The organism is Candidatus Ponderosibacter sp. Uisw_141_02, from assembly GCF_048087665.1.
Taxonomy (GTDB): Bacteria; Pseudomonadota; Alphaproteobacteria; order Puniceispirillales; family Puniceispirillaceae; genus UBA3439.
Window position 1 is genome coordinate 302234 of sequence record NZ_CP159807.1, and the last position, 23173, is coordinate 325406.

18 protein-coding genes and 1 pseudogene are annotated in these 23173 nt (G+C 49.7%); 9 read left to right on the forward strand and 10 right to left on the reverse strand.

What is annotated here, in order from left to right; translation table 11 throughout:
* Window positions 1-4: 4 nt before the first annotated feature.
* The gene (locus ABXT40_RS01565) at window positions 5-484 is read right to left on the reverse strand and encodes a tripartite tricarboxylate transporter TctB family protein (RefSeq protein ID WP_443646088.1); all 480 of its coding nucleotides are present in this window, start codon (window positions 482-484) and stop codon (window positions 5-7) included.
* Between the two features lie 106 nt (window positions 485-590).
* Window positions 591-1571, reverse strand: a complete 981-nt coding sequence (locus tag ABXT40_RS01570; protein ID WP_443646089.1) for a Bug family tripartite tricarboxylate transporter substrate binding protein — start codon at window positions 1569-1571, stop codon at window positions 591-593.
* A gap of 179 nt (window positions 1572-1750) precedes the next feature.
* Here ABXT40_RS01570 and ABXT40_RS01575 point away from each other — a divergent pair, with 179 nt between their 5' ends.
* The 4 genes from ABXT40_RS01575 to ABXT40_RS01590 all read left to right on the forward strand — a co-directional run bounded on the left by ABXT40_RS01575 (window position 1751) and on the right by ABXT40_RS01590 (window position 5357).
* Complete coding sequence (locus ABXT40_RS01575; protein WP_443646090.1) at window positions 1751-2554, forward strand: aspartate dehydrogenase; 804 nt, start codon at window positions 1751-1753, stop codon at window positions 2552-2554.
* A gap of 66 nt (window positions 2555-2620) precedes the next feature.
* Entirely contained in the window at window positions 2621-3478 is an 858-nt protein-coding gene (locus ABXT40_RS01580) for a fumarylacetoacetate hydrolase family protein (RefSeq protein WP_443646091.1), read from the forward strand.
* 284 nt (window positions 3479-3762) lie between these two features.
* Window positions 3763-4830, forward strand: a complete 1068-nt coding sequence (locus ABXT40_RS01585) for a hypothetical protein (protein ID WP_443646092.1) — start codon at window positions 3763-3765, stop codon at window positions 4828-4830.
* Window positions 4831-5054: 224 nt separating this feature from the next.
* On the forward strand, window positions 5055-5357 hold the full coding sequence (locus ABXT40_RS01590; protein ID WP_443646093.1) for a hypothetical protein: 303 nt from the start codon (window positions 5055-5057) through the stop codon (window positions 5355-5357).
* 43 nt (window positions 5358-5400) lie between these two features.
* Here ABXT40_RS01590 and ABXT40_RS01595 read toward each other — a convergent pair whose 3' ends face one another.
* The 6 genes from ABXT40_RS01595 to ABXT40_RS01620 all read right to left on the reverse strand — a co-directional run bounded on the left by ABXT40_RS01595 (window position 5401) and on the right by ABXT40_RS01620 (window position 12825).
* Window positions 5401-6222, reverse strand: a complete 822-nt coding sequence (locus ABXT40_RS01595) for a bifunctional allantoicase/(S)-ureidoglycine aminohydrolase (protein WP_443646094.1) — start codon at window positions 6220-6222, stop codon at window positions 5401-5403.
* A 158-nt stretch (window positions 6223-6380) separates the two neighbouring features.
* Window positions 6381-7238, reverse strand: a complete 858-nt coding sequence (locus ABXT40_RS01600; protein WP_443646095.1) for an isocitrate lyase/PEP mutase family protein — start codon at window positions 7236-7238, stop codon at window positions 6381-6383.
* Between the two features lie 65 nt (window positions 7239-7303).
* A complete protein-coding gene (gene yghU, locus ABXT40_RS01605; RefSeq protein ID WP_443646096.1) occupies window positions 7304-8170 on the reverse strand; it encodes a glutathione-dependent disulfide-bond oxidoreductase in 867 nt (288 codons plus the stop codon).
* On the reverse strand, window positions 8157-9392 hold the full coding sequence (locus ABXT40_RS01610; protein ID WP_443646097.1) for an MFS transporter: 1236 nt from the start codon (window positions 9390-9392) through the stop codon (window positions 8157-8159). The genes yghU and ABXT40_RS01610 overlap by 14 nt, the downstream gene beginning before the upstream one ends.
* 321 nt (window positions 9393-9713) lie before the next feature.
* Window positions 9714-10979, reverse strand: a complete 1266-nt coding sequence (locus tag ABXT40_RS01615; RefSeq protein WP_443646098.1) for a CaiB/BaiF CoA transferase family protein — start codon at window positions 10977-10979, stop codon at window positions 9714-9716.
* A 1-nt stretch (window position 10980) separates the two neighbouring features.
* The gene (locus ABXT40_RS01620) at window positions 10981-12825 is read right to left on the reverse strand and encodes an SLC13 family permease (RefSeq protein ID WP_443646099.1); all 1845 of its coding nucleotides are present in this window, start codon (window positions 12823-12825) and stop codon (window positions 10981-10983) included.
* 407 nt (window positions 12826-13232) lie between these two features.
* Here ABXT40_RS01620 and ABXT40_RS01625 point away from each other — a divergent pair, with 407 nt between their 5' ends.
* Window positions 13233-15425 (forward strand): DUF3604 domain-containing protein, encoded by a 2193-nt coding sequence (locus ABXT40_RS01625; RefSeq protein WP_443646100.1) that lies wholly within the window; start codon window positions 13233-13235, stop codon window positions 15423-15425.
* Between the two features lie 48 nt (window positions 15426-15473).
* Entirely contained in the window at window positions 15474-16586 is a 1113-nt protein-coding gene (locus ABXT40_RS01630) for a mandelate racemase/muconate lactonizing enzyme family protein (protein ID WP_443646101.1), read from the forward strand.
* A 142-nt stretch (window positions 16587-16728) separates the two neighbouring features.
* Here the strand turns inward: ABXT40_RS01630 and ABXT40_RS01635 are convergent, their stop codons facing one another.
* Together ABXT40_RS01635 and ABXT40_RS01640 are read right to left on the reverse strand one after the other, a co-directional pair.
* Window positions 16729-18372, reverse strand: a complete 1644-nt coding sequence (locus tag ABXT40_RS01635; protein ID WP_443646102.1) for a UbiD family decarboxylase — start codon at window positions 18370-18372, stop codon at window positions 16729-16731.
* 19 nt (window positions 18373-18391) lie between these two features.
* Window positions 18392-19777, reverse strand: a complete 1386-nt coding sequence (locus ABXT40_RS01640) for an MmgE/PrpD family protein (protein WP_443646103.1) — start codon at window positions 19775-19777, stop codon at window positions 18392-18394.
* Between the two features lie 224 nt (window positions 19778-20001).
* On the opposite strand from ABXT40_RS01640, the gene ABXT40_RS01645 reads away from it, so the two are divergent.
* The 3 genes and pseudogenes from ABXT40_RS01645 (at window position 20002) to ABXT40_RS01655 (ending at window position 23171) form a co-directional block, all read left to right on the forward strand.
* Complete coding sequence (locus ABXT40_RS01645; protein ID WP_443646104.1) at window positions 20002-20793, forward strand: enoyl-CoA hydratase/isomerase family protein; 792 nt, start codon at window positions 20002-20004, stop codon at window positions 20791-20793.
* Between the two features lies 1 nt (window position 20794).
* Entirely contained in the window at window positions 20795-22000 is a 1206-nt protein-coding gene (locus tag ABXT40_RS01650; protein WP_443646105.1) for a CaiB/BaiF CoA transferase family protein, read from the forward strand.
* Window positions 22001-23171 (forward strand): annotated as a pseudogene (locus tag ABXT40_RS01655) (acyl-CoA dehydrogenase family protein).
* Window positions 23172-23173 lie beyond the last annotated feature (2 nt).

Consider the following 23173-nt stretch of genomic DNA (forward strand, 5'->3'; position numbering starts at 1 on the left):
AGGTTTAAAATCCCGTCAAAGATCCGCGTGGCAAAAACACTTCCAGCACATGTGTAAAGAGAAGCCACATGCCGCCAGACGCACCTAAGGCGATTACCAGATGTGTTAAAATTGCATTCCAGCCGCCAAGAACGGTCAGCAGGATGAAGCTAAATAAGATGTTACCAACTAACATGCCCAAATAGGGAAGCGCCAGCAGGTACAATGCAAAAATCGAAAAGACAGCAATCACGTTTCGCCAATATAAAACAAACCCCTTAAGCGTCTTTTTTGGCACAGGAGAAATGTCTTTCTGCAGCGTGTTGAACGACTGTATGAGGTAAATAACACTCAAGCCGCCAATGATTATGATGATTATCCTTGGCCAAGCCGCAGGTGATAAAACACCATAGTCAGGCTCTCGTATCTCAAAACTGGCAAGCATAAGACCACCGCTTGCCAATATTAGACATAGAGCCACTAAGCTATCCCGATTGAATGACATGTTTGAACCGCATGATTTAGAAAAGAAAATAAAGTGCGGCTGGCAACTTGCGGTTGCCAGCCAATATACAGTTGTTAAGCAGACTTCGTAGTTTCAGCAGCTTTTTTTATTTTTTATACATGCCAATTTCGATGGCTACAGCCTCATAAGCGTCGTATAGATCTTTGGAATAAGCGGTAAATTCCGCAGGCCCCTGATACCGTAGTCCGGTGCCTTTCGCCGCCATGGCTTTTTGCAAGCTCGGATTATCAACAGCTTGTTTGATAATACCAGCCCACATATCGATAACTTCTTTTGGCGTGCCTTTTGGCGCCATAATACCACGCTCAAGTGCGAAACTCATATTTATGCCGCGCTCTTTTAGAGTGGGTGTGTTTGGCAGTTTGGGGTCACGATCATCATTTGCAATTGCCAATGCTTTAATTGTGCCTGCCTCCAGATGCTTTAAGCCTGACGCAACGTTTACGGCTCCTAATGTGATTGCACCTGACAGAAGTGCGTTCATGCGCTCAGCAGTTCCATCATATGGTACAAGTTTTAATTCTGCGCCGGTTGCTTTTTGAAGTAACAGCCAGATGAAATGTGATGTTGAGCCAAAGGTTGCGCCTGCAGTTACTTGACCAGGGTTGGCCTTTGCATATGCAACCATTTCTTCAATTGAATTGAATGGAGCATCTCCAGCAGCACCGATGATGTCCGGTGTGATCGTTACATTTGCAACCGCGTCGAAACCATTATAATGGAAATCGATCCGGCCATTCAAAAAGCTGGTGATCGCTGACTGGTGAATGGCAAATAGGGTACAGCCATCGGGTGCGGCTTTGGCTGCCTGCTTGGCGCCTTTGTTACCGCCCTGACCCGGAACTGTTACCACCTTCAAATTATAAGGTGTGTCCATTTCGCTAATGGTTTTTTCAACCAGCGCATACAGAACCTGTGTGCCGCCACCGGGCTTCCATGGCACGATCAATTGAGCTGTTTCACAAGGAAGCTTTGGAACAGAATGGGATGCAGCCTGTGCGACGGATGACGCCATCATGAGACTGGCAGCCACGGCTCCGAGAATTGAAAGTCTTGAATTCAGCATAGTAAGATTACTCCCTCTTGCTTGGTTTAAGCGACAACATGTCAATAAAAATAGGCGCCGCTTTAGATATGTTCTTGTTGATTAAGGTTGCAAAGGTTCCTCGCACCGAGTCAATATGAATTTGTGAATTAATGTTGTTTTTGAACATTAAATGCTCTGTCAAACGCTTTAGGAAAAAAATGCTATCTGTAGGAATTATTGGCCTTGGGACCATTGGCAATGTTGTCGCAAAGGCGTTTGATGAGGGCGTTAACGGCATGTCGCTGGTGGCAATTGCTTCAGGCCGACGGGGTAAGGCGCTTGCCAGCATTGCTGACCTGTCATCACCGGTTGAATTAATGTCAATTGACGAGGTCGCCGCTTGCTGTGATGTGATTGTGGATTGTGCACCAAAATCGGTATTTCGCGATATTGCTATTGCGGCTTTTTCGCGGGGGCGCATTTTGGTGACGGTAAGCGGTTCGGGTATTCTTGCGCATGAAGATATCGAAGATATGGCACGCGAAAATGGTGGCCAGCTTGTTCTTGCAACCGGCGCATTGCTGGGGCTTGATGCGGTTCGTGCCGCGGCCGAGGGCAAAATCCATTCGGTGCGCATGATCACCCGCAAACCGCCAAATGCGTTAAAAGATGCGCCGCATATCATCGACAATAATATCAGTCTTGATCGGCTGAATGGCGCCATTCAAGTTTTTAAAGGTAGCGCGCGTGAAGGAGCCAAGGCGTTTCCAGCCAATGTCAATGTGGCGGCGGCTTTGGGGCTTGCCGGTATTGGCGCTGATGCAACTGAGCTTGAAGTTTGGGCCGACCCGCATCTTGACCGCAACACACATTCGATTGAAGTCGATGCTGATAGTGCAAAATTCACGTTGCAGATTCAGAATGTGCAATCTGAAAGCAATCCGGGAACCGGCAAGATTACCGCGTTAAGCGTGATTGCCTGTTTGCGGGGCATGACAGCACCGATAAAAATTGGCAGCTAGACGGGTTGGATAAGCCGACGATAACAATCTCAATTCAACAAATGATTTTTTATAAGGGGCAATGAAATGCGAATAGTTGCATTTGAACAGGAGGATGGACCACATATTGGCGTTATCACTGATCGGGGCGTTGTTGATTTGTCACGCCTTGACCCCGCTGCACCGCGCGATCTTGGAACGGCGATAAAAACAGGCCAGCTTGACCAGATTGCCGCGCTTATGGCCAAGGCTGGTGATTCAATCCATCATCAGATCGAGGATATCACCATCGGGCTGCCAGTTGCAAAGCCGGGCAAAATCTTATGTCTTGGGTTGAATTACATGGATCATATTGCCGAAGGACCATTCGACAAACAGCCCTTTCCAGCGATCTTTATGCGCAGCGCCACGTCGCTTGTAGCGGCCAATCAGCCAATCATTGCTCCGGCTGTTTCCGAAACGCTTGATTATGAAGCCGAATTGGCAGTAATCATTGGCAAGGAATGCAAAAATCTGACCGAAGATAACGCGCTTGATGCCATTGCTGGCTATAGCTGTTTTAATGACGGGTCGGTTCGTGAATTTCAACGGCATACAATTCAATGGACGATGGGCAAAAATTTTGACAAGACCGGCCCGTTTGGCCCCATTATGGTTACGCCCGACGAATTGCCAAGAGCGGCAACAGGCCTGAAAATCGAATGCCGGTTAAATGGTCAAACCGTGCAATCAAGCACAACGGATATGATGATTTTTCCGGTCATTGAAACCCTTGTCTATATCACCAAGGCCTTCACGCTTGAGCCGGGTGATCTTGTTATCATGGGAACCCCGTCAGGTGTTGGCCATGCGCGCAAGCCGCCCCTTTGGATGAAAGATGGCGATCTTGTCGAAATCGAAATTGAAGGCATTGGTATTCTTGCCAACCCGATCAAGGCCGAGTGAAATCAGCTCCATTTTCGGTTTTCATCAAAAATATTTTCAGATTTTTGCCAGTGACTGCATATCAGTTGGCCAAAAAAAATTGCGCTGAATTCAGCTTTGATAAAATATAAAATTTTAAAGTTGGCATTTAGAGCGCATTTTGCCTTTTGGCTGAAATCTGCCCGCCTGAAAATGGCGGTGTGCAATGGCATGCGACCGGCAAAACGGTTCGGTTTGCGTTGAAATTCTTGGTCTGTCACGGTAAAACAGAGCACGAATTTTGTTTTAATTGGAGACTCCCCCACATGACCCCCCTAAATGTACTGATTCTTGGCGCATCATATGGATCGTTGCTGGCTACCAAAATTGTTTTGGCTGGCCATAATGCAAAGATGATCTGCCTTCCTGCCGAAGCCGATCTTTTCAACGCCGAAGGTGCGATTATCCGCACACCCGTAAAAGGCCGCGACGGTCTTGTTAAAATCCGCACAAACGGACTGGCTGGTCAATTATCGGCTGGCGGCCCCGCCGATTGCGATCCGGCAGATTTTGATCTTGTTGTTCTTGCCATGCAGGAGCCACAATATTCGTCACCCGGTGTTCGTGATTTGCTGCAAGCGGTGGCAAAATCTGGCGTGCCATGCATGTCGATCATGAATATGCCGCCACTTAGCTTTATGAAGCGTCTTCCCAATATGGATGTTGAGTCCATTCGTGTCTGTTACGCCGAATCAACCGTCTGGGATGCGTTTGATCCAGAAAAATTCACCCTATGCAGCCCCGACCCGCAGGCATTCCGCCCACCTGAGGAAAACCTCAATGTCTTGCAAGTTCGCCTACCAACCAATTTCAAGGCAGCGGCGTTTCATCACGAGCAGGACAACGCCATGCTTCGCCGCCTTCAGGCAGATATTGAGGAGGTTCGTTTTACCACTGATGACGGTGCTGAAATCGAATTGCCAGTCAAGCTAAAGGTGCATGATTCAGTGTTTGTGCCATTGGCAAAATGGGCAATGCTTGTCGCGGGAAATTACCGCTGTGTTCAAAAAGAAGAAATGCGCCCAATTCAGGATGCGGTTCATCATGACCTAGAACAATCGCGCGAAATCTATAATTGGGTTGTTGAATTATGCATTGGCCTTGGCGGGGCATCTGCCGATTTTGTGCCGTTTGAAAAATATGCCAATGCGGCACAATCGCTTGGCAGCCCATCATCGGCTGCGCGCGCCTTAGCCGCTGGTGCTAAGAATATCGAACGTGTTGACAAGCTGGTGCAAACCGTTGCCGCGCAAAAAGGCTCGCATTTGCCAAGCCTTGACGAAACCGTGGCGCTTGTTGATGGCTGGCTTGAAAAGAACCGCGCTGCCAGCTAGGGGCTAAACCTAAAAAATTTTGCCATTTTAAGGTAAATCAGGGCCATGGGTGAAAGCTGGAAACGGCAATCATTCATGGCCTTTTTGCCGATGCCGAACGCCAAGTTATGTCGGTTTTGGCCAGTTGGTATCACCCAGTTGGTATCAGCGTTTACAAATCTCAAGATGTGACGCCGCCGGCCGCCAGCATCGCTGCGATTTCTTAATGACATTAGCTTTGGCGAATGTTGCAAAACCGGTGTGATCAATTTTGGCGTCTCTGGCGGCGGTTTGCTGTTGGGTTTTGGAGGTTCTGCCAAGAATTATTTGGGCTGTTGGCGGGTCTTGCTCAAAAGCGATATCTTGTTAAATATGGCGTTTATTTTGGCATCACCATTACCGCACTTGCCGCATTGATTCTGTATTTTGGCAGATCATACAAGCTATCGGCATTAGATCTTGCCGTTTGGGTCATCGCGCTTGGCTATGCATTCGGTTTTTGGGGCTTGGCTGTTGTTGCCAAATTGCTTGCCGAAAAGGCCAAATGACAGGCTTTTAAGCCGGTTTTGGCCTTTCTTGCTTTTGACGTAGCTATAGATCAAGCGGCATGTGCCGGTTTACATCCTTGTAGAGCAAATAGCGGAACGGGTCGGCCCCCCCAGCGTAACAGGCTTGCGGGCAAAAAGCGCGAAGCCACATATAGTCACCCGCTTCGACCTCAACCCAATCTTGATTCAGATGATAAACCGCCTTGCCGCTTAGAACGAAAAGCCCGTGTTCCATTACATGTGTTTCGGCAAAAGGGATCGTGCCGCCTGGTTGAAAGGTCACGATATTCACATGCATGTCATGGCGTAAATCGGTCGGATCAACAAATCTTGTGGTTGCCCAGCGCCCATCAGTATCGGGCATAGCGATCGGGTCAACAGCGCCATCGCTTGTGACAAAAGCATCAGGCCGGTCAATGCCGCTAACCGCGTTGTAACGTTTACGAATCCAATGAAAGCTGGCTGTCTGACCGCCATCATTGATGATCGTCCAATCACATCCTGCTGGCAGATAGACATAGCTTCCAATCGTCAACGGGTGCGTTGTACCGTCAATGGTTATTGTCATTGACCCGCCTGTTACAAAAAGCACCGATTGCGCATCGGCATTGTCATCTGGCCGGTCGCTGCCGCCACCTGACTCAATTTCCATTAGATAATGTGAAAAGGTCTCAGAAAAGCCAGTCATGGGACGCGCCAGTACCCATAATCTGGTCTTGTGCCAGAACGGCAGATAGCTTGTCACGATATCCGATAAAACACCCTTTGGGATCACCGCATATCCGGTGGTGAAAACCGCGCGATCTGACAATAATTGAGATTGCGGCGGCAGGCCGCCTGATGGTGTCCAATAAGGGGCGCTCAAATCATCATCTCCTTTGTCATACTATTTTGACTTTTGCGGCAATCCGATTGCCAAATTACCAATGTCAATTAGGGCAGTTTTCATAAACTTGTCAAATCCTGACCAATGGTGAAGGGGATTGCCCAAAGTTCTTGATTGTTTCAAGTCCCGGTTATGGCCTATTTCAAAAATTGATCAGCATCGCCATCATAACCGTCTTCACGCGTCAATTGCCGCAAAATGGCTGAATTGATCACGGGTGGCGCATCATCAGAATTTGCCTGTCCAAGCACTTGCTGGATTGCGCTATAAGTTGCGGCAAGCGATGCCAGATAGGGCTGATGCCCTCGAAGACATATGCGCGCGCCCATTTTTGCCAGATCATCGGCTTTTGGTGCAAGTGATCCAATGCCGCCAAGCATGATGGGAAGATCGGTTGCGGCGCAATGCGCATTCAAATCCTCAAGAGACCGTGCACCGATCAGCGCAATGCCGTCAACGCCGGCTTTTTCATAGGCCTTAATGCGGGCGATGCAATCATCACGGCCGGTAATGGTGGCTGCGCTGGTTCGCGCCAGAATAACCAAATCGGCGTCAACGCGCCCTGATACAGCCGCTCGCATTTTACCAACCGCCTCATCAATGTTCAAAAGCTGTGTTGCCTCCGATCCAAAAGGCTGTGGCAGATCAGTATCTTCAATGGTGATTGCGGCAAGCCCAGAATGGTCAAGTTCGCGGATTGTGCGCTGTACATTCATGGCATTGCCATAGCCATGATCAGCATCGGCAATAACCGCCAGATCACCCGCCCGGCAAATCCGCAAGGCCATTTCGGCAAATTCTGACGCGGTGATCAGCATTTTATCGGGTGCGCCAAGGATTGACATTGCCGCCACCGATCCGGCAAACATGCCAACCTGGCCGCCAAGGTCTTCGACCATACGCGCCGATAAAGGATCAAAAACCGTTGCTGGTGTGATGCAGTCAGTGCCTGCCAAAATCTGCCGAAACCGGTGACGTCGTGCTGTCCAATTCATGCTGTTTTGTCCTTTGGTAAAATTCAATTTGGGGTTGTTTGGCCGGTGCAAAACAGGTTGTTTGCCTAGGCAATTTTATCTCGGGCTTTGTTGTCGAAATCACTGGCGTCATGGCGTTCATGAAGCTGGAATTCCGGTGCGCCAGATACACGATTGACCATGCGGCCACGTTTCACCGCCGGACGCGAATCAATCGCTTTGGCCCAGCGCATGACATGACTATAGGTTTGCACATCCAGAAATTCAGCCGCATTATAAAGACGACCAAGAACCAATTGCCCATACCAAGCCCAAATCGCAATATCGGCAATGCTGTATTCATCACTGCTGACATAGCTATGTTTGGCAAGTTGGCGATCAAGAACATCAAGCTGACGTTTGGTTTCCATCGTAAAACGGTCAATCGGATAGGGCAGTTTTTCTGGCGCATAGGCATAGAAATGGCCAAAACCGCCACCAAGATAAGGCGCGCTTCCCATCTGCCAAAAAAGCCATGATAAACATTCGGTGCGGCCGGCAGGGTCTTTTGGTATCAATGTTGCGAATTTATCTGCCAGATAGAGCAAAATATTACCCGACTCAAACACACGCAATGGCGGCGATAGTGAATAATCCATCAAGGCTGGAATTTTTGAATTTGGGTTAATCTCGACAAAGCCACTGCCGAATTGGTCGCCATCGCGAATTTGGATCAGCCATGCGTCATATTCGGCGCCAGTGATGTTTTGCGCCAATAATTCTTCAAGCATCACGGTTATTTTTACGCCATTCGGTGTGGCTAGAGAATAAAGCTGAAGCGGATGTTTGCCAACAGCAAGCGGCTTGTCATGTGTTGCGCCTGCAATTGGCCGGTTGATATTGGCAAATGTGCCACCATTCTCGGCTTGCCATGTCCAGACCGCCGGTGGGGTATAAGGACTATCGTTGGTCATTTTTATCTCCATTAATTCTGGATTCATCTGGGGGGCATAGGTCGGCTAGTCGATCGAGATGGCGTAGCTTTGGAAAAACATACCAGCCGCCAATCGCCACGCCCAAAGCCGCCAGTCCGCCAATAAACACAGTTGTAACAGGGCCAAGAAGCGCGGCGGCGCTGCCAGCCCGAACATCACCCATTTCATTTGATGATGAAATAAAAATTGCGTTCACCGCGCTAACTCTGCCGCGAAGATGATCGGGTGTGGCCAATTGAATAAGGGTCATGCGGATATTGACACTCACCATATCGGCTGCGCCATAGACAAACAAGGCCACAAGGCTGACCCAAAAAATGGTCGAAACCGCAAAAACCAGAATTGACGCTGCAAATACCAACAGCGCGGCGAAAAGGCAAAGCCCCGACCGTCGCATCGGCGGCAAGGCAGCAAGCCCAAGCCCGACAACAACCCCGCCAAGCGCCGGCATGCCGCGCAAGACACCAAGTGATTCTGGCCCGACATTCAAAATATCAGCGGCATAGACCGGCAGCAAGGTCACAACCGACCCCATCAGAACAATGAACAGATCAAGCGCGATCGCCCCAAGAACAATTGAATTTGACCGAACATAGGCAACGCCGCCAAGAACCATATCAAGGCTTCGACCAGCAGGCTTTAGCCGGGTTAATTTTGGCAAAAACAGATAGGCAATTGTGCTGATCCCCATCAGGCCAGCGGCAACAAGATAGGTGTAAACATCAATCACCGTAATCAGAACACCCGCCAGCAACGGCCCTGCCGTGGCAAACACCTTGCCAATGGTGGAATTCAGCGCAATCGCGCGCGACAGCATGGCAGGCGGAACGATATTGGGAATGATGGCTTGCTGGGCTGGCGTGTAGAATGCCTTGACCCCGCCATGCGCAAATAGCAGCGCAAAAATGACCGTCAAATTTAAGTCATCAGCAAGCATGGCCATGGTGATGCCAATCAAAATCACCGCGTCGGTAATAGTGCAGATGATTAACAGGGCTTTCCGTGGCAAGCTGTCGGTTGCCCAACCTGTAATAAAGAAAAACAGAAAAATCGGCATGATCTGCATCAACCCAACGAGTGCCAGATCAAACGGGTCGCCGCTATTTTGATATAGATGCCAGCCAATCGCAATTGACAGCATTGCCGTGACAAGGCTGACAGCGGCACGCGCGGTTAGGAATGCAAAAAAATCAACAGGCATGATGATCAATAAATAGTTGATGGGCGAAGGATATTTGATGTCAGTAAATAGTGGATAGGCAGGCAATAATTGGCGGTGCTGGAAATAGGTTGATGTGATTTGCCATGATGCGAGCTTAACCAAGCTCTAATTTACGCTAGCTCTTGTCACTTGTCGCCTGAAATATCACCTTGTGATTTAGCCTTGCCAGTATCAGTACCAGTACCAGTACCAATGCCAGTACCAATACCAATACCAATACCAATACCAATACCAATACCAATACCAATACCAATACCAATACCAATACCAATACCAATACCAATACCAATACTGGTAGCCTTATGGCTGACTAATCACATTTAGTGCAATCAATTGGTCAATTTCATTATCTTGAAATCCGGCCTTGGCCAATTCGGCGCGGCTATGCTGGCCAAGTGTTGGCGCTGGCATGCGCAGTCGGTCAAGATTGTTTTCCATAATCGGAAGTGGCTGATGCATTGGCACCTTGCCCATTGCCGCATCAGTTGCCGGATTGTTTGCCGCTACATAAATGCCGCGTTCGATAAAATGCGGGTCATTGGCATTATCGGCAATATTATTGACTGGCGCGGCGGTAATGCCCTCAGCGTCAAAAATGGCTAAAACCTCTTTTCGGCTTCGCGCGGCGATCCAGCCGCCGACCACGATGTCTATCTCGGCCTGATGTTTCACCCGCGCCGCATTGGTGGCAAATTTTGGATCATCAATCATGGCTGCTGCCCCAACAGTGGCAAAAAGGCGTTTGGCTGTTGATTGGATTGATGCCGAAATGGCGATGAAATGATCATCTGATGTTTGGTAGATATTGCGCGGGCTTGCCGTGTTTGATCCATTGCCAACTCGCTGTTTGACCTCTCCAGTAACGGCATAATCAAAAGCATCAGGACCGATCGCCGAAACCATCGAATCAAGAAGCGCAAGATCAATAACTTGACCGTGGCCGGTTTGTTCGCGGCCACGTAATGCCATCATGATGCCGTTTGATCCGTAAAGGCCGGAAATCATATCTGCCAGCGCCACCGGCGGCAGCAATGGACCGCCACCCGCCTCGCCACTACGGCTGGCAAATCCTGACATCGCCTCGACAAGAGTGCCAAAACCGGGCCGGTGGCTATAGGGCCCAGATTGACCAAATCCGGAAACCCGCAAAATGATCAAACCCGGATTGCGCTGATGCAAAATCGCCGGTGCCAGCCCCATTGACTCTAAAATTCCCGGGCGAAAGCTTTCGATCATAATATCCGCCTGATCAATTAAACGGGTTAGAATATTGATTGATTTTTCATGCCGGAAATCAAGAGCGATGCTTGTTTTATTGCGGCAATAGACCGACCAGAATGTCTGTATGCCAGCCTGTTGCCATGCGCGAAGCGGGTCGCCGGCTGGCAAAGGCTCTATCTTGGTGACGTCAGCGCCCGAATCAGCCAGCTGGAGCGAGGCCATATTGCCAGCAACAAGACGTGAAAGATCAACAACCCTGATGCCAGAGAGAGGCCCAGAATTTGACGCGGCATAACCGACATTTTTCCATGGTTGCCGTGACGCGTCCGGTACCTCTTCTTCCATTTTACAATCCGTAATACCAAGGAATAAAGGCGGAGTATACAAGCCAGATGAGAATGACCAAGGGCGATCCCACTTTGAGAAAATCCTTGAAATGATAACTTCCCGGTCCCATCACCAGCAAGCTTGTCTGATAGGCAAAGGGGGTTGCAAAGGCGCAATTGGCAGCAAACACAATGGTGATGGCAAAGATTCGTGGGTCAATGCCAATCTCGGCACCGATGTGAAGGCCAATCGGGGCGAAAAGAACGGCGCAGGTCTTGGTGCTGATGATGTTCGACATCAAGGCAACCATCAGGAAGAATGTGCTTAAAACCATCCTTGGGCTGGCGGTTCCGGTGACGGACAGAATGAGATTGGCAAGATAGGTGGCAGCGCCAGTGGCCTCCATCGCCACCCCAAGTGCGAGTGCTGCCGCGATCGTTGTGATGACTTTAAAATCTAGGGCGCGGGTTGCCTGTTGCAAGCTGATGACATTGGTAGCCACCATCGCCAAGGCGCCGAAAAAAGACGAAATCACGATTGGCACTAAACCAAATGCCGCTGATAGAACCACCGAAAGAAAAATGAAAATAGAAACATTGGCCGATTTCAGATTTGGCAGTTCCTCAACCGAAAATTCAACCAGAACAACATCGAGATCTTCGCGCAAACCGCGAAGCGTTTCGGTATCACATTTGACCAAAAGCAGATCGCCTGCCGCCAACTTGGCCCGACCCATGCGGCTGCGGATCATGTGCGCGTGATGCTGGATTCCCAGAACCTGACAATTATGCCGATATTCAAAACCGGTTCGGCTAATGGTGTTATCGACCAAAGATGATGATGGTGTGATCATCATCTCAACAACAATCTGATCAGATTTCTTATGGCTGTTCGGATTTGTCCGATAGCCTTCAGCTGGGGTTAATCCATAGCCAGAATCCATCAATTTGGTCAGATCCTCGCGGGTTGCCGAAAGCGCAATGACATCATCTTCCCGTAATTTCAAACCGGTAAAGGGCGGCAAGATTGTTTTGCCAAGCCGGTTGATCATCCGCACATTTATATCAGGCAATTCGTGAAACATGCGCACACCAAGCGACTGGCCAATCAGTCTTGATTCGGCATTAATCGAAATTTCTGCCATAAAATGCTGATCAAGACGTTCGCGCATACGATGGCTAAGGCTGGTTCGGTGCGGCAGAAATTTCGGCGCAATAATCGTCACATAGGCAAGGCCGGTGCCAGCAAGAAGCAATCCGGGAAGGGTGAATTCAAAAAAGGTAAACCCGTCAAATCCAGCTTCGATTAGCGCGTTTGATACCAACAGATTCGTGCCTGACCCGACAAGGGTGGTCATGCCACCAACAACGGCAACAAAGCTGAGCGGCATAAGTAATTTTGAGGCGGGAATATGAAACCTTTGCGCAATGCCCTGCATGATGGGGATGAAAATGATCACCACAGGGATATTGTTCAAAAAGGCACTAATCAACAGCACAGTAATAAGTGATATCAAAGTGGCAATCCATAATTTGCCCATGCTCAACGCCAGCACATGGCGTGAAAAAATTTCTAAAATCCCAGTTTTCACGACGCCCTGACCGACAACAAGAAGCGCCAAAACGGTCAGCATCGCCGGATTGGCAAAACCTGATAATATTTTGCTAGATGGCAAAATATTGCTGCCATTCTGGTCAATGATTGGAAAAAAATGAAAGAAAAATAACAAAATCAGAACAACGCCAAGGGCGGTGATTTCCATTGGTATTTTCTCATTTGCATAGCAAAAAAGCGCGCCGACAATGAGACTGAACAAGAACATCATCTCGAAGGTCATGCCGGCATTTTCAATAATCGTTGTCATATCGATTGGGCTTTTCTTTCAAATGATGAGCGTAATTGGGCTTGGGGGATAAAATACCTATCGCTGACCGGTATGAAACTGGCCTGCAATAATTTGAGGATCGATATGCTTGCATATCATATTAGCGAAACGAGTCTCAAAATACAGTATTTTCTGGATTGAATCGGGGAAAACTCTCTACAAAATAATTTCCTTGGTGGCAGATTATTGTATTTATGGGCTTGCCTAACCATGATTTTGGCAAGCCATCACAATCAGACAGGAAAAAGCCGAAAGTTTCTCTTTTCATGACGGCCATTTTGCTTTTTCATATAGGTTAATTCAGCTTTGCCATACCCCTCTGTTCAATCGACCATCCCCGCCAAATTTTATAAATTTTGTTTGCCAAAATAAAGAAAGACTCTGACATGCCCTATAATGATTATCGTCAAGATTTGATGGGTGAAGCCATTTTAACGCCATCGGGCCAGTTTGAAATTGGCACATATCAAAGCTTTAAATTGATTTATACCGCTGGCAAATTTGGCATTGATGATCAAGGCGGGCTTCGGATTGGATTTCGAGGGCATTTTGATGGCTCGGCAATCCAGTTTAGTGACCCCACAGCGCCCGGATATACAACGGTTGAGGCGTCTAATGGTGCCGTTCTTGAAGTGTCATGGGAGGCGCGCCGCAATATCCGCCCTTGGAATAAAAGCCTGTATATCCGCTGTTTGCGCTTTTTGCGCGAGGGCGACCAGATCGTGATTAATTTTGGCGATCAATCCAAAGGATCGCCAGGCTGGTTGTTGCAAACATTTTGCGAGTCAGCCTTTACCTTTCAGATCACGGTTGATCCGTTTGCGACCCAAGATTTCATTGCGCTGCCAAGCGCGGCAAACCCAACTATTGCGATGGTGCCGGGCGATCCGGCGCATTGGAAGGCGATTCTGCCAACATTGCGGCGGCCGGGTGAGACATTTCGATTGTCAATCAAAGGTGATGATCGCTGGGGCAATCCATCAAATCGTTTAACCGGAAAGATCAAATTGAAAACCAATTTGCCGGTTACTGGCCTTGCTGAAACTATTGATCTAAAGGCGGGTGATTTTGGCGCTGTCATTGAAGGACTTTCGATGGAAAGCCCAGGGGTGTTGCATCTTTCCGTTCTGGATGAAGACGACCAGTTGATCGCAACGGCAAACCCGCTAGTGATCCGCCAAGCCGATGCAGCGCATTTCTGGAGCGATATGCATGCACAAAGTGGCGAGACAATCGGCGTTGGAACAGCGCGCGAATATTTTGACTTTGCGCGTAACAAGGCGTTTCTTGATATTGCTGGCCATCAGGGAAATGACTTCCAGATTACCGACGCATTTTGGCAGCATTTGAACGAGCTAACAGCCGAATATAATGAAGATAACCGCTTTTTGACATTGCCAGGTTATGAATGGTCGGGAAATACCGGCCTTGGCGGTGATCATAATGTGTGGTTTCGAGATGAAGGTCGCCCAATTTACCGGTCAAGCCGCGCCTTGATCAGAGACCGCACTTTCCCTGAAAATGATGTTTTATCGACCCCCGATCTGATCAAAAAATTGCAAAACGAAGATGCGATTGTCGTGGCGCATGTTGGCGGGCGTTATGCTGATATCAAATATGCACATGATGCCAAACTAGAACCATCGGTCGAGGTGCATTCATCATGGGGTACTTTTGAATGGATTTTGCGCGATGCGTTCGAGTGCGGCTATCGGGTTGGCATTGTCGGGTCAAGCGACGGACATAAAGGACGCCCCGGGGCTGAATATCCGGGGGATAGTCAATTTGGCTCTTATGGTGGTTTGACCTGCCATCTTTTGCCACAATTAGACCGCGACACGTTTTTTGACGCGTTCCGTAACCGACGGCATTACGCAACGACAGGGGCGCGGATCTATATGGATGTGACCGCACGCTTGGGCGATCAAACCCTGCAAATTGGTGATATTGTTAGCACTGAGCTTGATCATCTTGACCTTGCCTTTGACATTATCGGCACGGCACCGATTGAACGTGTCGATATTTTCAATGGGCTGGATCTGGTGCGAACCATTCGCCCTTGGCATGATCAAACCGCGCTAAGCCGGTTACGCGTTACTTGTGCTGGCCAGCATTATCGTGGGCGAGGCCGCTTGGTGAAATGGGATGTTTCGGCCAATCTTACCGGTGGCAAAATTAATCGTATTAACGCAATCAATTTCTGGAATCCAAATCGCCAGCCAACGCAGATTTCGGCAACTGAGGCGGCGTGGAAAACAGTGACAACTGGCGGTGCATCATCAGTTGATTTCTGGCTGGATGATGCCGCGCTGGCAAGCCAGATCAATGTTCAGACGAATTTTGAATCCATTTCAGCATCAGTGGCCGATATTGATGAAACTGGCATCACCGTTGATTGTGGGGGCATGGATATCCGGCTTCATATTGAACGGCTTCCCACCATATTGGAGTCTGCATCGCTGTCAGGTGAGCAATCTTTTGCGCTTGCCGCCGGAACCGAACAGCGGCTTTATGTTCGCGTGACACAAGAAGATGGTCATCAGGCATGGAGCAGCCCAATCTATGTTGCAAAACCATAGATAACAGCAGGCGTGGTGTTGATAAGTCGGTTTTAGAAGGAAAGTAAAATGAAGCCTGTTCGTATAGAAACTGTTGAAACATTCCTTGTGGCAATGCCATTGGTTGCGGTTTTTTCCAGCGGTGGAAAGTCAAAAAATGTCACCAAAGGTGTTGTTGTAAAGATCACCGCATCCGATGAATCATATGGTATTAGCAGTGTTGATCCATCGACACGGGCGGTATTCCCCGATCGAGCCGAAGATATTGCCGCAACGGTGCGCGAAAAAATCACCCCCGCGGTTCTTGGCATGTCGCCAACAAATATCAACCGCCTGTCGGACATAATGGGCAGTTTGCAAGATATTCAAATTGGTGCCCGCGCCGCCGTTGAAATGGCCGCCATTGAATTGACCTGTCGCCGGTTGGGGGTTTCGCTTTGTGATTTTCTTGGTGGTGCTGTGTCAGACCATGTTGCCTTTAATGGTTGGATTGGCGAGTTGCCAGCCAAAGACGCCGCGCTTGATGCGGCGCGGTGGGCCAAGGCTGGATTTCAATCGCTGAAAATCAAAATTGGCGGTGATGTTGATGCTGATATTCAGCGCGTCCAAGCGGTTCGGGCCGCCGTTGGCAAGGGGGTGAATCTGCGCATGGATGCGAATGAACAATATAGCGTCCAAGATGCGATCCGGCTGTGTGATGCGATCAAAGATTGCGATATGCAGCTTTTTGAACAGCCAGTGCCGCGCGATGATCTTGCCGGTTTGGCCAAAATTCGGCGTGTTGGCGGGATCAGTGTCATGGCCGATGAATCGATTAGCGATCATGCCAGTCTGTTAAAGGTAATCGAGGCTGATTGTGCCGATCTTGTGAAATTTGGTATTGCACAGGCAGGCGGTATCATGCCTGCTGTTCGGATGATGGCAACGGCTGAAGCTGCGGGTTTGAAAGTTGTCATGGGGCATGGTTTTGGTCTGGATATGAGCACGATGGCCGAAATCATGGTTGGTGCATCATCAAGCAATATTCTGACCGGCCTTGAATGTGTTGGCCCGTTAAAGGTAAAAGATACAGTTTCGCAAGCCCGCCTTGATATCAGTTCGGGCAGTTTGAAAGTGCCGGATGGCGCAGGGCTTGCCATGGATCTTGATATGGAAAAACTGGCCGAATATACGGTTCAGTAATCGGGTTGGTTTGGTTTTATCTTATCATAATCTGCGTGTCGAGGGTTCAAATCCTGCCCTCGCAACCATTCGTTTCAACAACCCAGTTGATATGGCGTTTTGGTAGCTAGAAAATAGATGCCAAATAGATACCAAAGTGCAGCTATTTCTTCATAGGAAGACCTGTATCGGGATCCAGCTTTGATTCAGGCTTTAGGTTTTCTTGGGCTTGTTCCTTTGAGATGCGGCCATTTTCCAGATAGCCACCAGCGGCAGCGCGCCGTCCAGCATCGTCCCAGATCTGATGCCATGCACCAAGCGAATAGCCATGCCACGGCATTTGAACATTTAGTTGCGGCAAGCCAAGCTCATCCCAAATATCCTTGGCACGTTCCATATATTCCTTGCCGGGCAAGGCCAATGGCGGCATTGGTGATTTCATTGTGGCATCAATTAGAACGCTTGAATCTTCTTCGCCATCATGTTCCCGTTTTGGGCCATGACCTTGACCGCGGTGAGGTAGGGTTTGCATATCTTCAGATGGATTGGTGCGATAGGCCATTGCCCATAAAAGAGCATCGGCATTATCAACATCAATATCTTCATTCACGGCAATACAAATTTTGCTGCAATCACCTTTGAAAAAGGCCGCGCTATAGAGCGCGCGCCATATTTCGGTTCGGGGCATATTGGCATCACAAGTGATAACGGTCACCCGAAGCAAGCCGGTCAATGGCTCGTGAAGCGACACTTTTTTGACGCCTTTGATATTGTTCTCATCACGAAGATGGCGCAGGAATAACGGCTCATAGGCGACGCGTTTGATGACGCTGGACTCGCTTGGTGCTACCTGACTGATATAAGATGGAACAATCGCTTTTTGACGGCGGGTAATCGCCGTAATGCGCATCGGCATATTATATTCTTCAAGCGCTATATGGCCATGTGACTCGCCAAAGGGGCCTTCGGGTTCAACCCGCGTTGTGTCGACAAAGCCTTCAATCACAATTTCGGCTTCGGCGGGCACCACCAGATCAATGCTTTTGGTTTTGGTCACATTGATGGGCGCGCCGGCAAGACCGCCAGCAACTGTAAATTCATCAACGCCAAGCGGCAATTTTTGCGGCCCCATAAAGGCAACATAGGGCGGGCAACCAAGAACAATCGCAACCGGCATTTCGGTAATGCCCATTTGCTGGCATTTTTGATAATGCTGATAACCACCAGCACCGCCAACCCGCGTTGCCATGCGAACCACCAGCCGGTCGGGTGCTTTCAAGGCACAGCGGTAAGTGCCCATATTCTGCACGCCGGTTTCAGGGTCTTTGGTAATCACATTGCCTGCGCTTAATGTCGGGGCGCTGTCAAATCCGGGGGTTGAGACCGGAATGGGAAGTGCGTCAAGCCCATGTCCTGGCTGGCTAAAGCTGGCGCCATCTTCAATGATCTCATGGCAAGGTGCGTTGTCGACAAATTGCGGATCAATCGGGTTAGAAATGGCATTGTCCCATTTGGCCTGAATGCCTTCGACCGAACTGCCCATGCCAACGCTATAGATGCTACGATTGGCGGCAAGCCCGCCGACAAGAACCGGTATGTCAAATTTACGGCCTTTGCCATCAACGATATTGGTGAATAAAAACGCCTTGCGGTCTTCTTCTTTCATGCCGCCAATGAACTGCCAACGGACAAGCGCATGCATTTCGCTGTCTTTATCGATCTGGCGGTCAATTTCAATCAACAGACTCTGCTTCTTCAAGGCGGCAATATGTTGATGAAGATCGTTATAGGATGGCGTTTTTGTCATGTTGCTCTCCAAAGCAGAATTAATTTGGCAGATCTTGGCTGGCTGCAAGATTGCCCGTTGCCACCGCAAAGCCAAGGGCATTGGCAAGGCTGATGTCATCAAGCTTCCAAAGGTTTTGTAAAAGGCTGTTTGTCAGGACGCTGCCAAGAATCGGGTTCGTTAGTTCGATAAATTTTGCGCCCAACTCGTCATCTGATAAGGGCAGATCGGGGTCGCCTTTTCGCGTTGGCTGATAATGCGTTAATTGGCGACCATCTTTTGTGGTGACGGTAACACGCGCCGCGCGGCGAGACGGAAATTCGGCATCAATCGTAGAATCAATGCCAAGACCAATTAACCCAAGCATTGCCCTGATCGCCGGATCACGCATGCGTTCGGCTTCAAAAGCCTCGATCCGGACACTGCCATAATGCGCAGCATGGGCAAGAACATATTGCATTGAAAATTTACATTCTTGCGGCGTTTTGGGATCAACCCTGTCGGTGATTGAAACCGCTGGGCCGTAGGTGGCGATGGCGATTTTGGCAATATCGCCTGCGGTAATTTGCGCGTCCTGCATGATGAACAGCAATCCGTCAATGGCCGCAAAAGTATGGCCGCAACAGCCATGATTTTTAAAGGTAATGGCCTCGATATTATAAATCTCGCCAAGACCGGATGTGGCTTTGTTCCAATCGGCATTGCCGCTCATTGCAGCGCCCATGCCAGCAGGCCCCTCAAGAACATCAAGCGCGCCGGTGACGCCTTTGCTGGCCGCCATAGCAGCCATGACGCCGGTTTCGGCAGCATGCGCGGCGTGAAGCGGTTTGCTCATTCCGTCAGATCTGAATGCCTGTTGCAGCCCAGCGGCAAGTGTGGCCGAGGTCGCCAACGCATGCGCTGTTTGGTTGCGGTTCAAACCCAAAAGCAGGCAGGCAGCAGCAGCGGCACCAAAGGTGGCGATGGTCGCTGTTGTATGCCAATAGCGATAATGATCGCGGCCCATAGCTGCACTGATGCGGCTACTTACCTCATATCCGGCAATTACCGAACGCAGTAAAGCCTCGCCTGATACATCATGTTTTTGCCCAACGGCAAGCGCTGCGGCAATGGTTGCACAGCCCGGATGCAGCCCACCATCTCGGAAAATATCATCAAATTCGGATGTGTGAGCGCTGGCGCCATTTAAAAAGGCCGCGGTTTTGATCGTCGAATGATCGCCAGTCGGGAACACAATTGCGTGTCGGGGATCGCCACCATCAATAAGGGCGGCGCGCAACATCGGGTTTGGATCTTGAACCGAGCCTGAATACATGGCGGCAAACCAGTCGATCACCGCGCGTTTGGCGTGATGAAACGTGCTTGGCGCGAATTGGCGCGTTTGTTCTTGAACAATATAATCAGCAATTTTTTCAATAAGAATCATATCAGCACCAAAGGAATCTGGCCGCGAGTAGATGGTCATTCTTTCAATAGAATAGCCCTGCGGCAAGGTCAAAATGGGTCTCATTTAAATAAATCTGATCAATGACACGGGCATTTTTTTATCCTAATCTAATTTGTAATATGGCTTTGAACTTTGATATGCCGATCCTCGATACGACGCCTGTAATGGCGATTAATTCAACAAATCACCAAGGTAGCCTGCTGATGACAAATCCAGACTCGCTGATTCATATAACCCATCTTGATCAGGTGGCTATTGTGACCTTGAACCGCGCGGAAAAACGCAATGCCATCAATGATGCCATGCGTAATGCGCTGATTGATGCGCTGCATGCGGTCAATGCTGATGACGCTGTTGGCGCGGTTGTCTTAACCGGCGCCGGAAGCGGGTTTTGCGCCGGTGGTGATATTGGTGGGATGCGTGAACGGCTAGAGGCACCGCGCGGTAAGGTTGGGTTTAATGGCTGGAAGCGACAAAAACAGACGCACCGGCTGATTTCAACAATCTATCATATGGACAAGCCGGTTATTGCGGCGGTGAATGGCGCGGCGTCCGGTCTTGGTTGTGATTTGGCGCTCGCTTGTGATTTTATCATGGCAGGGCCAGCAGCAAGCTTTTCAATGACCTATCTGCGGCGTGGTTTGATCCCTGATGGTGGTGGGCTGTATTTTCTGCCGCGCCGTGTTGGCACCACCCGTGCCAAGGAGTTGATCTTCAGCGCACGCACGATTGCCGCTGATGAGGCTGAAAAGATTGGCCTTGCTGACCGTCTGGCCGATGCCGACGCATTGCTTGACGACGCCTGCGCGTGGGCCAAAAGCCTTTGTTTCGGCCCGGCAAGCGCGGTTGCCCTATCAAAATCAATCTTGAACCGATCGGTGGATTTGCCGCTTGAGACGGTATTCGCGCTTGGTTCGGAAGCGCAATCAATATGCTATGCCAGTGATGAACATCATGACGCGGTGACGGCCTTTCTTGATAAATCGAGCCGTTAGCATGAGCAATCTTACGCAAGATGCGTTTAAAGGCCTGCTTGTTGTTGAATTTGCCCAAGGTGTGGCCGCGCCCTATTGCGGGCTATTATTAAGCCGTAATGGCGCTGATGTCATTAAGGTCGAACCGCAGGGTAATGGCGATTGGTGCCGCAGCCTTGGCCTTCGCAAGGGTGATTTTTCGGCTGAATCGATTGTGTTGAACCGCGGCAAGAAAAGCCTTGCGCTTGATATGAAAAGCCCAGAGGGTCGCGCGGCGGCGTTTAAATTGGCAGCAAAGGCTGATGTCATTATTGAAAATTACCGGCCAAATGTAACCAAACGTCTTGGCATTGATTACGCCGCCGTCGCCGCGGTGAATCCAAATGTTGTTTATGCGTCGGTAACCGGGTTTGGGGTAACTGGGCCGAAAAGCCATATGCCGGCAACCGATACGGTGATGCAGGGCTATACTGGCTTGATGAATATAAACCGCGATGACTATGGTCTGCCGCGCCGGATCAATATGCTTGCCATTGATTATTCAACTGGCCTTTATCTTAGTCAGGCTGTTTTTGCCGCGCTTTACCGGCGCGCAACAACTGGCCATGGCAGCCATGTCCAGACCAGCCTTCTTGAAAGCGCAATGGCCTTTCAAGAGGCACGACTTGTGGCTGAAAAATTTGAAGGCTCGGCGGTACAGCCGGTTGGTGCGCCCGTTGGCACTTTTGCTACTGCTGATGGTTATCTTAGTTTAAACGCACGCCGTGATGCTCATTTCGTCGCTTTATGCACGCATCTTGGCACAACCCAGTGGTTGGATGATGACCGGTTCAATTCGGCTGAAAAGCGTCTTATAAATGCAGGTGAGATGAACCGGCTTGTTGCGCCCCATATTCAGCAAAAGCCAACAGCGTATTGGGTCAAAATCCTATCTGAATCCGATATCCTAAATGCGCCGGTTCATGATTATAATGATTTATTTGACGATGCACAGATTGCCGAAACTGAAGCGATTGGATGGGTCGAGATTGATGAATTTGGTCAATTGCCCGCAGCACGAATTGCCGGATTGGCGCCCGCTTCGGCAAGCGAGCAAGCAGCAATGGTACCGCCGCGGCTTGGCGAAGGGGGGCGTGATGGCCTTATCAAAGCTGGTTTTAGTCGTGATGAGATTAACCAGCTTGCCACCAGTGGTGCAGTAATTTTTAAAGATGCAGAGGATCGCTAGATGGATTTTGAACTGACGCAGGATCAGCAAATTTTTTATGATTTCAGTGAAACGATTTGCCGTCAATGAACTTGGCGACGGTGCGGTTGATCGGGCCAATAGCGATGGCTATTTATGGGATGTTGCGGCGCGGTTTGCCGAAATGGGGTTGCTTGGGATCACCATTCCTGAATCCAAGGGCGGTATTGGCGGAAACCTAACCGATGCGGTGCTGGCAATTCAGGCGATTGCCGAGGTCTGCCCGAGAAGTGCCGATGTCGTGCAGGCCGGAAATTTTGGCGCAATCCGCACCTTTGCCGAATATGCAAACGCCGATCAGCTGGCGCGGTTTCTGCCTGATCTTCTGGCTGGCAGAGGGGTTATGTCGGTTGGCATGTCCGAACCTGATGCTGGCTCGTCAGTGACTGAATTGAAAACATCGGCAACGCCTGATGGTGATGATTTTCTGGTGAATGGAAGCAAAGTTTTCGGCACCAATAGCGGTGATGCCGAAGTGTTCTTGATCTATCTTCGCTTTGGCCCCGGAACCGAGGGCATTGGATCGGCGCTTATCGAAAAAGGCACTGCCGGTTTCGAGATTGGCCCGGGCTATCGCTATATGAATGGTGAATTATGGTCGCCGCTTTATTTCGATAATTGCCGCATTCCCAAAGCCAATATTCTGCTTGGGTCAGGTGGATTCAAAAAACAGATTTCGGGATTCAATATTGAACGGCTTGGCAATGCCGCGCGCGCCGTGGCGGTGGGGCGCAAAGCCTTTAACGAAGCGCGTGATCACGCCAAAACGCGCCGCCAGTTTGGGCGCGATATTTGCGAATTTCAGGGGCTTCAATGGAAATTTGCCGAAATGCAAATGCGGCTTGAGGCAGCACAGCTATTGTTGATGCGGGCGGTAACGCGCGCTGATAATGACCTGCCATCGGCGCAGGATTCGGCACTGGCAAAACTGGCTTGTAATGATGCTGGTTTCTATGCGGCAAATGAGGCCTTGCAAATCATGGGTGCGCTTGGGTTTAGTGAAGATAATATTGTTCAATATTGTATGCGCCGCACGCGCGGCTGGATGATTGCCGGCGGATCAACCGAGATTCTGAAAAACCGGATTGCCGAAGGTATTTTTGACCGTCGCTTTTCACAGCGCCCGCCCAAACCGGCAAAAGATGGCGCATGATC

What these genes read in the sequence shown, in the direction of transcription:
- ABXT40_RS01565 (WP_443646088.1), bottom strand. Translation starts at nt 484, where the DNA reads ATGTCATTCAATCGGGATAGCTTAGTGGCTCTATGTCTAATATTGGCA.
- ABXT40_RS01570 (WP_443646089.1), bottom strand. Translation starts at nt 1,571, where the DNA reads ATGCTGAATTCAAGACTTTCAATTCTCGGAGCCGTGGCTGCCAGTCTC.
- ABXT40_RS01575 (WP_443646090.1), top strand. Translation starts at nt 1,751, where the DNA reads ATGCTATCTGTAGGAATTATTGGCCTTGGGACCATTGGCAATGTTGTC.
- ABXT40_RS01580 (WP_443646091.1), top strand. Translation starts at nt 2,621, where the DNA reads ATGCGAATAGTTGCATTTGAACAGGAGGATGGACCACATATTGGCGTT.
- ABXT40_RS01585 (WP_443646092.1), top strand. Translation starts at nt 3,763, where the DNA reads ATGACCCCCCTAAATGTACTGATTCTTGGCGCATCATATGGATCGTTG.
- ABXT40_RS01590 (WP_443646093.1), top strand. Translation starts at nt 5,055, where the DNA reads ATGTTGCAAAACCGGTGTGATCAATTTTGGCGTCTCTGGCGGCGGTTT.
- ABXT40_RS01600 (WP_443646095.1), bottom strand. Translation starts at nt 7,238, where the DNA reads ATGAATTGGACAGCACGACGTCACCGGTTTCGGCAGATTTTGGCAGGC.
- yghU (WP_443646096.1), bottom strand. Translation starts at nt 8,170, where the DNA reads ATGACCAACGATAGTCCTTATACCCCACCGGCGGTCTGGACATGGCAA.
- ABXT40_RS01610 (WP_443646097.1), bottom strand. Translation starts at nt 9,392, where the DNA reads ATGCCTGTTGATTTTTTTGCATTCCTAACCGCGCGTGCCGCTGTCAGC.
- ABXT40_RS01615 (WP_443646098.1), bottom strand. Translation starts at nt 10,979, where the DNA reads ATGGAAGAAGAGGTACCGGACGCGTCACGGCAACCATGGAAAAATGTC.
- ABXT40_RS01620 (WP_443646099.1), bottom strand. Translation starts at nt 12,825, where the DNA reads ATGACAACGATTATTGAAAATGCCGGCATGACCTTCGAGATGATGTTC.
- ABXT40_RS01625 (WP_443646100.1), top strand. Translation starts at nt 13,233, where the DNA reads ATGCCCTATAATGATTATCGTCAAGATTTGATGGGTGAAGCCATTTTA.
- ABXT40_RS01630 (WP_443646101.1), top strand. Translation starts at nt 15,474, where the DNA reads ATGAAGCCTGTTCGTATAGAAACTGTTGAAACATTCCTTGTGGCAATG.
- ABXT40_RS01635 (WP_443646102.1), bottom strand. Translation starts at nt 18,372, where the DNA reads ATGACAAAAACGCCATCCTATAACGATCTTCATCAACATATTGCCGCC.
- ABXT40_RS01640 (WP_443646103.1), bottom strand. Translation starts at nt 19,777, where the DNA reads ATGATTCTTATTGAAAAAATTGCTGATTATATTGTTCAAGAACAAACG.
- ABXT40_RS01645 (WP_443646104.1), top strand. Translation starts at nt 20,002, where the DNA reads ATGACAAATCCAGACTCGCTGATTCATATAACCCATCTTGATCAGGTG.
- ABXT40_RS01650 (WP_443646105.1), top strand. Translation starts at nt 20,795, where the DNA reads ATGAGCAATCTTACGCAAGATGCGTTTAAAGGCCTGCTTGTTGTTGAA.